This window comes from Slackia heliotrinireducens DSM 20476, assembly GCF_000023885.1.
Classification (GTDB): Bacteria; Actinomycetota; Coriobacteriia; order Coriobacteriales; family Eggerthellaceae; genus Slackia; species Slackia heliotrinireducens.
This window is the reverse complement of the sequence record NC_013165.1, coordinates 3071502-3085698: the sequence shown is the minus strand read 5'-3', so window position 1 is coordinate 3085698 and position 14197 is coordinate 3071502. Positions and strand designations below refer to the sequence as shown.

Here is a 14197-nt window from a genome sequence, read left to right as displayed (position 1 = left end):
AAGAGGGAAACATGCCCAACGTAGTTTTGGTCGGCGCCCAGTGGGGCGACGAAGGAAAAGGCAAGGTCACAGACCTGATTGCACCGCAGTTCGATTACGTCGTCCGCTATCAGGGCGGCAACAACGCAGGCCACACCGTTATCAACGGCGGCAAGAAGCTGGCGCTGCACCTCATTCCTTCCGGTGTCATGTACAAATCCGCCATCCCCGTCATCGGCAACGGCGTTGTTGTGAACCCGCAGGTCCTCGTTGAGGAAATGCAGATGCTGGAAAGCGAGGGCCTCAGCTGCGAGCGCCTGAAGATTTCCTGCGACGCCCACGTTATCATGCCGTACCACATCGCCCTTGACCAGGCATCCGAGTTCAAGCTGGGCAAGAACGAGATTGGTACCACCAACCGCGGCATCGGGCCCTGCTACCAGGACAAAGCCGCCCGCAGCGGCATCCGCATCCAGGATCTGCTGGATGAGAAGGTGTTTCGCATGAAGGTTGCCGCCGCCCTTGAGGTGAAGAACGCCATCCTGGAGAAGGTGTACGGCAAAGAGGGCTTCACGCTGGAAGAGATCTGCGACGCGTACCTGCCTTACGCCGACGTCATCCGTCCGCACATGGCCGAAACCGCGCTGATGCTCAATCAGGCCGTGCGCATGGGCAAGAACATCCTGTTCGAGGGCGCGCAGGGCACGCTGCTCGACATCGACCACGGCACGTATCCCTTCGTTACCAGCTCGGCCTGCTGCGCCGGCGGTGCGGCGACCGGCTCGGGCGTGGGCCCGACGGCCATCGACCGCGTGCTGGGCATCCAGAAGGCCTACGTCACCCGCGTCGGTGCAGGTCCGTTCCCCACGGAGCTGCTGTATGCCGAAAACGGCGGCGAGGGCCAGGACGCCATCGATGGCGACATCCTGTGCACCGAAGGCCACGAGTATGGCGTGACCACCGGCCGTAAGCGCCGCTGCGGTTGGTTCGACGCGGTCATCGCGCGCTATGCCGCCGAGGTCAACGGCCTGACCGATATCGCGCTGACCAAGCTCGACGTGCTGAGCGCTTTCGACGAGATCAAAATCTGCGTCGCCTACGAGTGCAACGGCGAGACCTACGATTACTTCCCCATGCAGCAGAGCGTGCTGTTCCACGCGAAGCCGCTGTATAAGACCATGCCTGGCTGGAAGGGTCAGGACATCACCGGCGCCAAGTCCTTCGAGGACCTGCCCCAGACCTGCCAGGATTACGTTCTGGAAATCGAGCGTCTGAGCGGCGTGCGCGCCTCCATCGTGTCGGTGGGCCCGGACCACGACCAAACCCTGCTGCGCGGCTGGGACCTGTAACAACATGTGGGACAAAGGGGACTGTCCCCTTTGTCCCGTTTTTTGCTGTAAATCCGAATTCAGGCGAAGGAGAGGATTCTAGTGAACGTACTCGTTTTGGGCAGCGGCGGCCGCGAACATGCTCTGACCTGGGCACTTTCGCGCTCCGAGAACATTGGCGACCTGTTTGTCGCCCCCGGTAACGGCGGTACGGCCGCCATTGCGCAGAATGTGACGGTTGATCCGCTGAATGCTGACGAAGTTGTCGCCTTCGTGAAGGAGCACGGCATCGAGCTCGTCGTCATCGGCCCTGAGGCTCCGCTGGTGGCCGGCATCGCCGATGCCGTGCGTGCCGAAGGTGTCTCCGTGTTCGGTCCCAACCAGGACGCGGCGCAGCTCGAAGGCTCGAAGAGCTTCTCCAAGGAATTCATGCTGGCCCATAATCTGCCCACCGCGGCGTACAAGAAGTGCGTCACGCTGGAGGAGGCCATGGACTATCTGCACGAGGTGGGCGCTCCCATCGTCGTGAAGGCCGACGGTTTGGCCGCCGGCAAGGGCGTCATCGTTGCCGATGACATGGAAACCGCCGAAGAGGGCGTCCGCAGCTGCTTCGACGGTGCCTTCGGCGATGCCGGCGCTGTTGTGGTCATCGAGGAGATGCTCGTCGGCCCCGAGTGCAGCATGCTGGCGTTTCTGGCCGACGGCAAGGCATCCTGCATGCCCTGCTCCCAGGACCACAAGCGCGCCTACGACGGCGACAAGGGTCCCAACACGGGCGGCATGGGCGCCTATTCGCCGGTGCCCTGCGTGGACGCCGAGACCGAAGCGGCCATGCAGAAGGTCATGGCTGACGCTGCGGCTGCCACCATGGAGGATTTCGCGGCAGGTTATCGCGGCGTTCTGTACGGCGGCTTCATGCTGACCCCCGAAGGCCCGAAGCTGCTGGAGTTCAACGCGCGCTTCGGCGACCCGGAAACCCAGGTCATCATGCCGCGTCTGGCCAGCGACGCGCTGACTGCTTTCAAGGCCGTGGCCGACGGCAAGATTGACGAAATCGGCGCCGAGTGGGACCCCCGCTGCGCCGTCACCGTGGTGCTCGCCAGCGGCGGATACCCCGGTTCATACGAAAAAGGCAAGGTCATCACGGGTATCGAAGACGCTGCGGCCATGGACGACGTCATCGTCTTCCATGCGGGCACGGCTGTGAACGACGCCGGGCAGCTGGTCACTTCGGGCGGCCGCGTGCTCACCGTGACGGCCATGGGCGACACCTTCGCCGAAGCCATTGCACGTGCCTACGAGGCATGCGACAAGATCGACTTCGAAGGCAAGCAGCTCCGCCTCGACATTGGAAAACGTGCACTTTAGGTCGTAAAGGAATGCTGAGCGAAAGACTTCTATCCCGCGTGGTGCGTTTTTGCGCCGACTCGTATATGAAAATCGAACCGTGCCACGAGGCACGGATTCCCGAGCCAGAACCTGGGCAGCCCTACATGCTCTACATGCATGTTCCGTTCTGCGAGAGGCTCTGCCCGTACTGCTCGTTCAACCGCTTCCCGCACTCTGAGGAGCGTACGGTCAGGTACTTCAAAAACCTGCGTCGCGAGCTCATGATGGTGAAGGAGCTGGGATACGATTTCGACTCGCTCTACATCGGCGGCGGCACGCCCACCATCATGATGGACGAGCTCTGCGACACCATCGACCTGGCTCGCAGCGAATTCTCCATCCAGGAGGTTTCCTGCGAGACCAACCCGAACCACCTGACCCCGCTCTACCTCGAACAGCTGCGGGGCCGCGTGGACCGCATGAGCGTCGGCGTGCAAAGCTTCGACAACGACCTGCTCAAGCAAATGGATCGCTTTGAGAAGTACGGCAGCGGCGAAGAGGCGCTGGAGCGCATCAAGGTTGCGGTGCCGTACTTCAAGTCGCTCAACGTGGACATGATCTACAACTTCCCGGCCCAGACCGAGAAGTCGCTGCGCCGCGATTTGGAGATGATTCTGGAGTCCGGCACCTCGCAGACCACGTTCTACCCGCTCATGGCGTCGCCTTCGGTGGAGAAATCTCTGGCCCGTACGGTGGGCAAGGTGGACTACGAGCGCGAGCAGCGCTTTTACGAAATCATCTGCGACACCCTTATCGGTGGCGATAACCCCGCTTTCAAGCTGGGGTCGGCGTGGACGTTCAACGCGCTGCTGAAGGGACCGCAAGGTGCCAAGAAAGCGAACGTCGCCTCGAAGGTGGGCGTGAATGCGGCGGGTGACGTGCTCGACCACGATGGTCGTGTGGCTGCCCGCGAAGAGGGCCAGATGATCGACGAGTATATCGTCGATTACGAGGAGTACCCGGCCATCGGATCCGGCGGTATGACTTATCTGGGGCATACGCAGTATGTGAACACCTTCAGCATCCGCGAGTACAACGAGCTTATCGAAAACGGCAGCATGTCCATCATGGGCAAGGCCAAGTTCAGCAAGACGAACCGCATGCGCTACCGCTTCATGATGCAGCTGTTCGGCCTGCGCCTGGACAAGCGTCAGTGGGAACGGGACTTCGGCTGCACCGTGGCCGCCGGCCTGCCTGTGGAGTACCTGTTCATGAAGCTCAACGGCGCCTTTGCCCTCGATGACGACGAGCAGATCACCCTGACGCCAAAGGGCCGCTACCTCATGGTGGTTATGATGCGCCAGTTCTTCATCGGCGTAAACAACCTGCGCGACCAGGCTCGTGCGGCCCTGCCCGCCGACGAGCGTGAACTGCTCTTCGGTGCCGGATGCGCCATGGAATAGGTTTGTCGGGTTCCTGAAATCAGGAAACCGCCAAACCGACACTAACGAGCGCATTGGCGCATCGGGCATATGAGTGGTGTATCGAGTTTGCGTTGGCGAATCCTGCGAAATCTGCACCGGATTCGAAGTTGTGCATTGCCTTGCTTGAATCAAGGCTTGCCGTCGGTGCGTTTGCCCAGGTGGGAATTTACCGAAACGCCCGAATTCGGAGCATGCTCCCGAAATAGAATGCACAACTTCAATTCTCGTGCAAAAATCGCCCAAAACGCCCGCGCGATGCACGCCAACCCCAGCACAGACCAAAGCGACCCGCCACATGGCGGGTCGCTGCGTGCATTTGGTTGTGCGGAACCGGTTATTTGCCGGTTTGGGTTTAGCGGGTTCCTGAAATGAGGACCAGCCAACCGGATGGGCTCGTTTCTTCTTAGCCGAACCGGTACTGCACTCCCATGGTGGGGCCGGGCTGCTCCCACTTGGAGACGATGGTCCCCTCGCAGGCGATGCGGCAGGTGCCGCACTCCAGGCAGCCGGCGTAGTCGAATGTCTTATGGCCGTCCTCGTCCACCTTGTACAGGGCGGCGGGGCACACGCGGACCAGCTTGCCGAACTCGTCGTCGGGCAGCGTGTCCAGGTCCTCGGCGCACAGCTCGATATGGGCGTTCTCCTCGTCCACGTTGTACTTGTTAACGCCGATGAGCTCGTCGACGTTTACCGTGATCTCGGACAGCTTCATCATAGCGCGCTCAGAGCTCCCTTCACTTCCTTGGCGAGCTTGAACAGCCCGCGCTGCTTGACGATGGGCATGATGCGCTTGCGCAGCGGCTGCTGCGGCGTGCCGTCGACGACGAACATCGAATCGAAGATCTCGCCGACCATCTTGGGGTAGTCGGTGAACATGCGCTCCCACGTCTCCATGGTGTGGGGCCATTTGGCGAAGGTGCGCAGGTCCTTCATGACGAAGGAGCCGTCCATGCGGGTCTTGTAGCCGGCAAGGCCTGCGCGACTCACGTTCTCGGCGTCGATGGCCTCGCACGCGGCCTCGGCGGCGAACCGCCCGGAGGCCACGGCCAGGTCCATGCCGCGGACCATGTAGCCCAGGTTCATGCACAGCATGGCGGCATCGCCGGCGACCAGTGCGCCGTCGTGCACAAGCTCGGACACCATCTCGGCGCCGCCCTCGCTCACCATGTGGCCGGAATGCTCGACCATCTCGGCGCCGCGGATGATGGGCGCCACGGCCGGGTGGTTCTTGAAATCCTCCATGGCCTGGTAGATGGTGGTGTCCGCCTTCTCCATCTCGGAAATCGTCGAGACCAGGCCCAGGCTCACGCTGGTCTTGTTGGCGTACATGAAGCCGCCGCCGACCACGCCGTGGGTGCAGTCGCCCACGAACAGCATCGCGGCGCCCTCGCCCTCGGGGGTGAGGAAGCGGTCCTCGATCGTCTTCTCGTCCAGCTCGAAGACCTCCTTGATGCCGACGGCCATCTGGTTGGCCTTGGGGCGCGGGGCGCCCAGGAAGCGCTCGGCCAGCAGGCTGTTCTGCCCTTCGGCCACGATGACCACGTGCGCGGTGATCTCGTCCTCGCCTGCGCGGATGCCGGTGACGCAGCCGCCCTCGTCCTTCAGCAGCGCCTCAACGGCGATGCCGGGGATGATCTCGCAGCCGCCCTCCTCGACCAGGCCCATGAGCCACTGGTCGAACTCGCCGCGCAGCACCGAGTAGGATTCCTGGCCGGCCTCGCCCAGGTTCTCGCTGGTGTAATCGATGGTCATGTTGGACGCGGGGTCCATCATCGCGATGCGCTCATGCGTGATCTTGCGCTCGAACGGGATCTCGTCCCAGTCGACCTCGCCGTCGGCGTACTCGTCGAACACCGCACGCAGGCTGTGCGCGTAGATGCGCCCGCCGGTCATGTTCTTGGCGCCGGCATACTCGCCGCGCTCGACGACCAAAACGCTCTTGCCCTTCTTGGCCGCGACATAGGCCGCAATCGCGCCGGCGCATCCGCACCCGACCACGATGACGTCGAAGTCGCGCTCTTCTAGTGCCATCTTTGCCCCCTTCTGAGTAAGAGTGGTCTTCTGTTGCGTTCATTCTAGCCGCGCCGACCTGGCGCAACCACATACTAAAAGGTTGAAAACCCATCAACTTAAGGTTGCATATATCAGTCCTTAAGTGGGAGTCCCGACGTGCGGAACCATTGGGGTCATTGTGCTGCTCCGCAAGGCTTTGCTCAATAGGTCTTCGGAAGCCAAAGTCGATAAACCGATGGTCCGAAAAGGATGATCAGCCTTCCTGCCAGGTGCGAATCGACCTCTTCGGACCTGAAACGCCTCGCCGCCGATCTGGCAGCGAGGCGTTCGCTGAAGAAGGCGCCTTTCCCAACGACGGTGTGAACCGATTCGTGGGGAAGGGCCCGCCGGGCCTACAGGGCGGCGGTCAGCTCGGGCAGGACGGCCCTGAGGTCGCCCGCGAAGCCGAGGTCGCACTGTTTGAGCACGGGGGCGTTCTTGTCCTTGTTCACCGCAACCACGGTGCCGGCGCCGTTGCAGCCCACCATGTGCTGCATCTGGCCGGAGATGCCCAGCGCGAAGTAGGCCTTCGGCTTGATGACAGCGCCGGCCACGCACAGATCCCGCCAACGTGCTGCCTCCCGCGACCGCCCTTTCCGGCCTGAACGGCACCATCTGGATCACCTATGCCGCCAACTTCCTGGGCATGACCGAGCGCGTGTACGAGATGGCCAAGGAATACGTCATGCAGCGCACCCGCATGGACAAGCCGCTGGGCACCTTCCAGGCTGTGGCCCATGCCGTTGCCAACGCCAAGGTCAACATCGAGGCTATGCGCGGTCTGATCCTGAACGCCATCGACAACGTGACCACGGGCAACGCCAACTCGGTCCTGTGCTTCGGCGCTAAGGTGTACTGCCGCCAGACGGCCATGAAGACCATCGAGTCGCTGCTCGAGCTCTGGGGCGGCGTGGGCGTCACCGAGGAAGCCTGCGTGGCCCGCTACATGCGCGACGCTATCGCCGCTGGCCCGGGCGAGTACCCGACCTTCCTTCTGCTCGACATCATCGCGCAGAAGGAAGGCCTGCCGGTCGAGACGCAGCTCGACTTCGTCCATTGGACCGACGTTGCGTACGAAGGCTACAACCAGCCCCAGGAGTAGGCCAGGAGCGCACTGCGCGGCCTGGCGTAAGCTGAACGACGCGGCCCCGAGCGATGAAAGCTCGGGGCCGCGTTTTGTTTTGAAGGCGTTGGACGCTCCATTCGTCTTGCGTTTTGGGCTTAGATGAATCGTGCCATGTAGGTGGGTATGCAGGAGATGGCGCCGCTTTTATGCTGGTCCTTTGTGTATACGAGATACTGGTCGCCGATGCGCGAGGGGTACTTCAACGCAAACGCGTCAAGCGAAGCGTGCGTCTTGTAGCTGGAAGACTTAACCTCTAGGGGGCAAATCTTTTTGCCTCTTGAAAGGACGAAGTCAATCTCGTAGTTACGATGGGCGCCTTCCTTTTCCCACGTATGATAGAAAAGCCCGTTTCCCTGAGCGGCCAGCTCCTGGGCTACAACGTTTTCATATACCGCGCCCAAATTGACCGGCAGCTTATCGGAAAGCAGCCTGTCGTAGACGATGTTTTCTGTAAAACCTGCGTCCTTAAACATAAGGGTCACGAACAGCCCCGTGTCGGCAAGATACAACTTGAACTTCTCGAGGTCTACGGTTGCTGACATCCCGACATTGGGATCGCTGACGTGATGGGCGAACAGGACGGTTTTCGATTCCCGAAGCTCGGACAGTTCTTCAATTAAATCTGAAGCCTGCCGATTGGCCAAGATGCTGGACACCTGATACCTCGAGGCCTTCTTCGCAAGCTGGGCTGGAATGGCATCGAACAAGCGAGAGACGGCTCCGCTGGGATCTATTTTGTGGAAGTCATCTTCGTAGAGGGAAATAATAGTGCGTTTAGTCTGGTCGACCTCCTGGAGGTTATTCGTTGAAAGATACGCGTCGACCGCCTGCGGCATGCCCCCCACAAGCATATAGAGACGGAAATCGCGCATGAGCTTGCGATTCGTTTGCTCGCCCAACTGCGCGTGTGCCTCGAATGCCTGACGGAGAAGGGGAATGGTGGCATTGTCTCCTAAGACCCAACGAAACTCCTCGAAGTCCATGGGGTGCATCTGCAGCTTTTGCTCTTCGCTGGGGATGAGTATGCCCGTCGTGTTTCGCTTAATACTGATGAGCGAGCCGGTTTCTACATAGTCGTATCGGCCGTCTTGCACCAAGCGCTTTACAGCTTGACGGGCGAGCGGGCATAACTGCACCTCGTCGAACACAATGAGCGACTCGCGATTGAAAAGCCGTACTCCATATTGGAGCTGCAACTGAAGGAACAGATAATCAAGGTCGGATACGTCTTCAAACAGCTCGCGGACCTGTTTCGATGCAAAAGCGAAGTCAATGAGGATGTAGCTGCGATACTCGTTTTTGGCAAATTCTTCGACGACGGTAGATTTGCCCACGCGGCGGGCGCCTTCAATCAACAACGCAGTGCGTCCCTGAGACGAGCGTTTCCATTTGACCAGTTCATCATATACTTTTCGCCTGAACATAAAGGTTCACCCCGATTTCCGCACTTTTTAATGAGCAGAATTTACCGATTTCCGCACTTTTTATCAAGTCAAAATTGCAGATTTCCGCACTTTTTTGAAGCAATTGTAATACAGAGGAGCGGCCCGGGAAAGCCCCCGGGCCGCTCCTTCGCTTTGTGGCAAATCAATCTGGTTGGATTGCTGCGGTAGTTAGGCTTGCGGCTTGATGAGCGCGTGGCACAGGACGATGAACGCAAGGCCTGCCAGGGCGAACACGCTCACCGAGATACACACCTCGGGCAGGGTGGGCATGTAGGTGCCCAGCACCGACCACATGTTGGCCGCGCCGCCGGTCTGGGCCGCCGTGGTGCCCAGCGTAATGCCGTTGGCGCCCACGATGTTCGGCGTGGCGAAGCCGGTGAACATGAGCCAGCAGCGCTTGCAGAAGACGCCGGCCACAATCAGGGCGCTTGCGATGCCGACCAGCTTCATGTTGCGACGGTTCTTCGCGAACACCAGGATGATGAAGGGAACACCTAAGCCGCACACGATCTCGAACCAGAAGAAGGGGGCCGTGCCGCCGAAGAGCAGCGTGTTGATGACCGCCATGCCGCCCTCGGTGCCGTTGTAGGCCGTGGTCAGGATCTCGCAGAAGATGAAGTAGAAGTCCACGGACACGCAGGCGCACAGCAGGCCGGCCAGGCTGGTGATCAGCTCGTCGGCAGTGTGGAAGATGCCGCGGACACGCAGCGCGAACAGGGCCAACAGCAGCAGCGCCAGGCCGGAGTCAAGGGCGGACGCCACGAAGATGGGGGCCAGGATGGCGGTGTGCCAGGCCTCGCGGGCAATCTCCATGCCGAACACCCAAGCGGTGACGCTGTGCACCAGGATAGCCACGGGCAAGGCGAAGCGCGACACGATGGAAACCTTTGCAGGATCGGCCTTCTTCGAGCACATAAAGTACAGGTAGAACAGGTTGATGATGATATAGATGGTGATCACGCACACGTCCCATGCCAGGGGGCTGAGGAAGTTCATACCCGTGAACATGCGCCAGATGCGCTGGATGCCGCCCAGGTCGATGAGCACGCACAGACCTGCGGCGCAGATGCACACCAGCGAGCAGATGACGGCGGGCAGCGCCACGGCCTTGTACTTCTCAACGTGGAAGATGCTGGCGGAGCTGGCCACGATCAGACCGCCCGCGGACAGGCCCACGAAGAACATGAAGCAGGTCAGGTACGCGCCCCAGCTGGTGGAGTTGTTCATGCCGGTGACACCCAGGCCGTTCGCCAGCTGGTACACATACATGCCGAAGCCGATGAGGACAATGGCAGCCAGTCCAATGACCAGCGGGTTTTTCATAAGTTTAGCCATGATGCACCCTTCCTAGTTGAAGTAGAAGACCTGGGGCTGCGTGCCCTTTTCTTCCAACAGAACGTGCGCGGTTGAGCTGCGGCGCAGCTGCGAGATGCGCGAATCGGGGTCGTCCAGGTCGCCGAAGATGCGGGCGTCGCCCGGGCAGCAGTGCACGCACATGGGCTCTTCGCCCTCGTCGGTGCGCTCTTTGCACAGCGTGCACTTCTCCATGACGCCCTTGTGGCGCTCGGGCACGCGGGCGTCGCCGTAGCTGAAGCCGGTGGAGCGCACGGGCTCGTTCCAGTTGAAGGTGCGGGCGTTGAACGGGCAGGCTGCCATGCACATGCGGCAGCCGATGCACTTGTCGTAGTCGATCTCGATGCGGCCCATCTCGTCGCGGTAGGTGGCGCCAGTGGGGCACACGCGCTTGCACGCGGCGTTGGTGCAGTGCTGGCAGGCCACGGGGCGGTAGGTGCGGCTCAGGTTCGGGTAGGTGCCTTCGGCGCCGTCGAAGATGTCGCAGTTCTCGGTGAGCACGCGGTTCCACAGCATGCCGTCGGGGATGTTGTTCTGCATCTTGCAGGCCAGCGAGCAGGTGTTGCAGCCGAGGCAACGATGCAGGTCAATGGCAATGGCGAGCTTCGTCATGGGTTATGCACCAACCTTCTTGATCTCGATGAGGGTGTCGTTGTAGGGAATCATGGGGCCGAAGATGAGGTCGTAGCCGCGCTCGCTGAGCTGGTCGTTCGTTACATTCTGCATCATCGTGCCGTCCATGTACTGGCGGTACGTGCTCTCGGCCATGAACGCGCTGCCCGGGCGGATGGCGTTGTTCACGCGCAGCTTCGTGGTGAAGCTGCCGCGGTCGTTGAAGGCCTCCACCTGGTCGCCGTCGGACAGCCCGCGCTCGGCGGCGTCAACGGGGTTGAGCTCGATATGCGGCTCGTACAGGTCCTGGATCCAGCCGGCGCCGGAGTAGGCGGAATGCACGCGGAAGCGGGTGCGCGCCTGGCCGAACTGCAGCGGGTACTTCTCGCGCAGCGGGTTGTCCGCGTAGGTCTCATTGGGCTCTTCCCACATGGGGAAGGCCTGGCCCCACTTCAGCATGTTCTCGTAGTAGGGCTCCTGCTTGCCGGTGGGGGTGTGGTACTCGAAGCCGACTTCGGGGCCGAGCTCGTCTTCGGAGCCCAGCAGCTTCAGGGCGCCGTTCGCCTCGGTCAGCTTCTCCAGCGTGAAGCCGGCGATTTGCGGGTCGTCGCTGGTCAGAATGGCGCGGGCGTATTCCTCGCCGTCCTTGGGCATCAGGTCGCCCAGGCCCATGGCCTCGGCGATGCCGCGCTCGATGTAGAAGTCGCTCTTGCTTTCGAACAGTGGGTCCAGCACCTTCTGGTTCTGCAGGATGTAGCCGTTGGCGTTCTTCACGCCGCCCACGCTGTCGGGGCACTCGAGCTTCGAGCATACGGGCAGCACCAGATCGACGTAGTCCATAACCGAGCTCTTGTAGATGTCGGCCAGGGCCACGAAGTCCAGCGAGTTCAGCCACTCCTCGGTCTTAGCCCAGTTCGCGGCCTTCTGCGTGGGAATGTCGCCGAAGAACATGGCGGCGTGCACGTCGTCGGACTTCTGCACCACGTCGTAGAAGCCCATCGGAGCGGTGACATGGTACTCCTCGGGCAGCGGCCAACCGCCCAGCGCGGCTTCGTACAGGCTGGTGTGATAGCAGTAGATCCCTAAGCCGGTGCCGCGCTTGCCGTAGTTGCCGGTGAGGCTGGCGATGAGCGCGTAGCAGTGGCCCGCGATGTCGGAGGCCTGGAACTTGTCGATGCCGCCGACGCCGTTGCAGATGATGGACGGGCCCTTGGCGTATTCTTCGGCCACCTGGGCGATCTGTGCGGCCGGCGTGCCGGTAATGCCTTCGGCCCACTCCAGGGTGTAGCCGGCGTAGTCGTTCTTGAGCTTCGTGAACTGGGTCACGCACTCGACGCCGTTCACCTTGAAGGTGCCTTCCAGCTCGGGCTCGACGCCCTCCTGGTTGTACGGCTTGAACGTGTTCGACTTCGCGTCCCACACGTAGGGGTCGACCACGGTGCTGGTCTCGCCGGTTTCGGGGTCCTGGACCTCGCGGGATGTACCCACCGTGGTGCCCGTTGCGGCGTCGATCAGGTGCGGAAGGGCGGTGTGGGCGATCACGTGCTCGCGGTCGTACAGGTCGTTCTCAAGGATGTGATGGATCATGCCCATGAACAGGGCGGGGTCGGTGCCGGCAGTCAGCGGCACCCATTCGTCGGCTTTGGCGGCCGTGGGGGAGAAGCGGGGGTCCACCACGATGATCTTCGTGCCGGCCTCCTGCGCGTCCAGCATGCCGCGGGACCACATCATGCCCGTTTCGACCACGTTGCAGTTCACCATCAGGACGGTGCGCGCCATGGGCCACTCCCAGATGGTGTTCTGCGCGAACATGCCGCTCCAGGCGAATGCCTGGTTCTGGCCGTTGCCCTGGCCCATGTCGTAGCCGTTCAGCGGCGGGATACCGGTTTGCGCCTTCACGAGCGAAGGCAGAAGCGGGGCAAAGCGCTGCTGCGCTTCGGTGGAGAATTGCATCCAAATGTGGCCTTCGCCGTAGGTTTCGTCGCAGGCCTTGAACGCATCCGCGCACATCTGGAAGGCTTCGTCCCAGCTGATGGCCTCGAACTCGCCGCTGCCGCGCTCGCCCACGCGCTTCATGGGCTGCTGGATGCGGGCCTCGCCGTAGATGTTTTGGATTTCGGAAATACCCTTCAGGCACACGTTCTGATAGCGATGGTCCTCGTTCGGGCGGGGCTGGATCTTCACCAGCTTACCGTCGCGCACGGTGCACTGGAACATGCAGTTGCACAGGCAGTGCTCGTTGTGGTAGGTGTAGGCCAGCGTGTCGCCGGATGTGTCCTCGGCACCGGGCGTGGTCGCGGCGCAGCCGGTCAGGGTCAGGCCGCTCAGTCCCGCGCCTGCCATGCCGGCGGCAGCGGTCTTCAGGAACCCGCGACGGGTGAGCGCCGTACGTGCGATGCTCTTGGTCATGCGTTTCTCCTTCTCGAATTGTTCCCCCAATATGAATCCTGACAAGCGGATTTTCGCTGTTCCGCCGCCAGGTCCTTCGCTGGCTTGCACTTTACGGGGCGTATGCGCCGAATGCACTGCCCAGAGTCTTGTTCGAGGTGTTTAAACCCCACAAAGAAAAAAGTGGGCATTATCGCTGGTCAACAATGCCGCGCGCGTATGAGACAATGCGCATGGGGATGATTTGCGAGGTGCACGGAGGTTCCATGGATCAAGAAAAGACCGACTTGCGCGTGTTGCGTACGAGGGCCGCCATCAAGCAGGCATTCATCGAGTTGGTGGTCGAGGTGGGGCTGGACAGGATGTCGGTTAAAAGCCTGACCGAGCGTGCGGGCATCAACCGCAAGACGTTCTATCTGCATTACGAGACCATCGAGGCGCTGTTCGAAGACGTGTTGACCGAGGTTATGGACGACTATTTCGCGAATTATGAGACCACGCCCGACGTGCCCGAGGACATCGACGGCCATGCTCAGCGGTTCTTTCTGTTCCTGGCGGGGCAGCCGGAGTATGTGGAGAAGCTGGTGTGTACGCCCAGCTATTACCGATTCGGCGAAAAGGTGTATTACGAGCAGATGGATCGCTATAGGGAAGCAGGCAATCCGTTCGTGCCGATGTCGGAGGGCGCGCAAACCTTGCTGTATCGGTTCATCCGTGCGACGGCGCTCGATTTCTATCGGGTGTGGGTGGCCGAGGGCAAGAAGGTGGATCCTGAAGAAGCTGCTCAGCTGTTGAGCGATTTGACCTGCCGCGGTGTGGAGCCGCTGTTGCGCAGCTAGCGGACACGCACATTTCGTGAATTTGAAAAAGTACTTGCGCGAACGAGCGGCAAACGGTAACATACATATTCGCGTTTAAGCAACTGGTTAGGTAGCTCAGTTGGTAGAGCAGGGGACTGAAAATCCCCGTGCCGGGGGTTCAAGTCCCTCCCTAACCACCATGAATTCTCAGGTCAGCCGCATGGTTGGCCTTTTTTGATGCCTTGGGCGGCGTCGTTGAAGCAAATCTAGTGCAAATCGGACGCTAGGAACACAGGGCCCC

The 14197-nt window shown here is 61.2% G+C and carries 11 protein-coding genes, 1 tRNA gene and 1 pseudogene; 6 read left to right on the top strand and 7 right to left on the bottom strand.

The features are described from left to right. Nucleotides 1-11: 11 nt before the first annotated feature. The 3 genes from SHEL_RS13700 (at nucleotide 12) to SHEL_RS13690 (ending at nucleotide 4099) form a co-directional block, all read left to right on the top strand. A complete protein-coding gene (locus SHEL_RS13700) occupies nucleotides 12-1328 on the top strand; it encodes an adenylosuccinate synthase (protein WP_012799872.1) in 1317 nt (438 codons plus the stop codon). A gap of 81 nt (nucleotides 1329-1409) precedes the next feature. Next, on the top strand, nucleotides 1410-2675 hold the full coding sequence (gene purD, locus SHEL_RS13695) for a phosphoribosylamine--glycine ligase (protein WP_012799871.1): 1266 nt from the start codon (nucleotides 1410-1412) through the stop codon (nucleotides 2673-2675). Between the two features lie 11 nt (nucleotides 2676-2686). Continuing rightward, nucleotides 2687-4099, top strand: a complete 1413-nt coding sequence (locus tag SHEL_RS13690; RefSeq protein ID WP_050749600.1) for a radical SAM protein — start codon at nucleotides 2687-2689, stop codon at nucleotides 4097-4099. A 424-nt stretch (nucleotides 4100-4523) separates the two neighbouring features. Here the strand turns inward: SHEL_RS13690 and SHEL_RS13685 are convergent, their stop codons facing one another. From SHEL_RS13685 to SHEL_RS13675, 3 genes and pseudogenes are all read right to left on the bottom strand, one after another. Continuing rightward, nucleotides 4524-4835 (bottom strand): ferredoxin family protein, encoded by a 312-nt coding sequence (locus SHEL_RS13685; RefSeq protein ID WP_012799869.1) that lies wholly within the window; start codon nucleotides 4833-4835, stop codon nucleotides 4524-4526. Beyond that, nucleotides 4832-6151 (bottom strand): FAD-dependent oxidoreductase, encoded by a 1320-nt coding sequence (locus SHEL_RS13680; RefSeq protein WP_012799868.1) that lies wholly within the window; start codon nucleotides 6149-6151, stop codon nucleotides 4832-4834. The genes SHEL_RS13685 and SHEL_RS13680 overlap by 4 nt, the downstream gene beginning before the upstream one ends. Before the next feature lie 374 nt (nucleotides 6152-6525). Beyond that, a pseudogene (locus tag SHEL_RS13675) lies at nucleotides 6526-6726 on the bottom strand (FAD-binding protein); the annotation flags it as partial. 17 nt (nucleotides 6727-6743) lie between these two features. Between SHEL_RS13675 and SHEL_RS13670 the strand changes: the two are divergent. Next, on the top strand, nucleotides 6744-7274 hold the full coding sequence (locus SHEL_RS13670) for an acyl-CoA dehydrogenase family protein (RefSeq protein ID WP_041422606.1): 531 nt from the start codon (nucleotides 6744-6746) through the stop codon (nucleotides 7272-7274). Nucleotides 7275-7393: 119 nt separating this feature from the next. Here SHEL_RS13670 and SHEL_RS13665 read toward each other — a convergent pair whose 3' ends face one another. From SHEL_RS13665 to SHEL_RS13650, 4 genes are all read right to left on the bottom strand, one after another. After that, nucleotides 7394-8722, bottom strand: coding sequence for an ATP-binding protein (locus SHEL_RS13665; RefSeq protein WP_012799866.1), 1329 nt, complete (start codon nucleotides 8720-8722; stop codon nucleotides 7394-7396). A gap of 189 nt (nucleotides 8723-8911) precedes the next feature. Next, nucleotides 8912-10078, bottom strand: coding sequence for an NrfD/PsrC family molybdoenzyme membrane anchor subunit (gene nrfD / locus SHEL_RS13660; RefSeq protein WP_012799865.1), 1167 nt, complete (start codon nucleotides 10076-10078; stop codon nucleotides 8912-8914). Nucleotides 10079-10090: 12 nt separating this feature from the next. Then, nucleotides 10091-10708: a 4Fe-4S dicluster domain-containing protein gene (locus tag SHEL_RS13655; protein ID WP_012799864.1), complete on the bottom strand. Its 618-nt coding sequence runs from the start codon at nucleotides 10706-10708 to the stop codon at nucleotides 10091-10093. Nucleotides 10709-10711: 3 nt separating this feature from the next. Next, on the bottom strand, nucleotides 10712-13117 hold the full coding sequence (locus SHEL_RS13650) for a molybdopterin-dependent oxidoreductase (protein WP_012799863.1): 2406 nt from the start codon (nucleotides 13115-13117) through the stop codon (nucleotides 10712-10714). Nucleotides 13118-13362: 245 nt separating this feature from the next. Here SHEL_RS13650 and SHEL_RS13645 point away from each other — a divergent pair, with 245 nt between their 5' ends. Both SHEL_RS13645 and SHEL_RS13640 read left to right on the top strand, forming a co-directional pair. Further along, a complete protein-coding gene (locus SHEL_RS13645; RefSeq protein WP_012799862.1) occupies nucleotides 13363-13935 on the top strand; it encodes a TetR/AcrR family transcriptional regulator in 573 nt (190 codons plus the stop codon). 85 nt (nucleotides 13936-14020) lie between these two features. After that, nucleotides 14021-14096 (top strand) — tRNA-Phe (locus SHEL_RS13640). Nucleotides 14097-14197 lie beyond the last annotated feature (101 nt).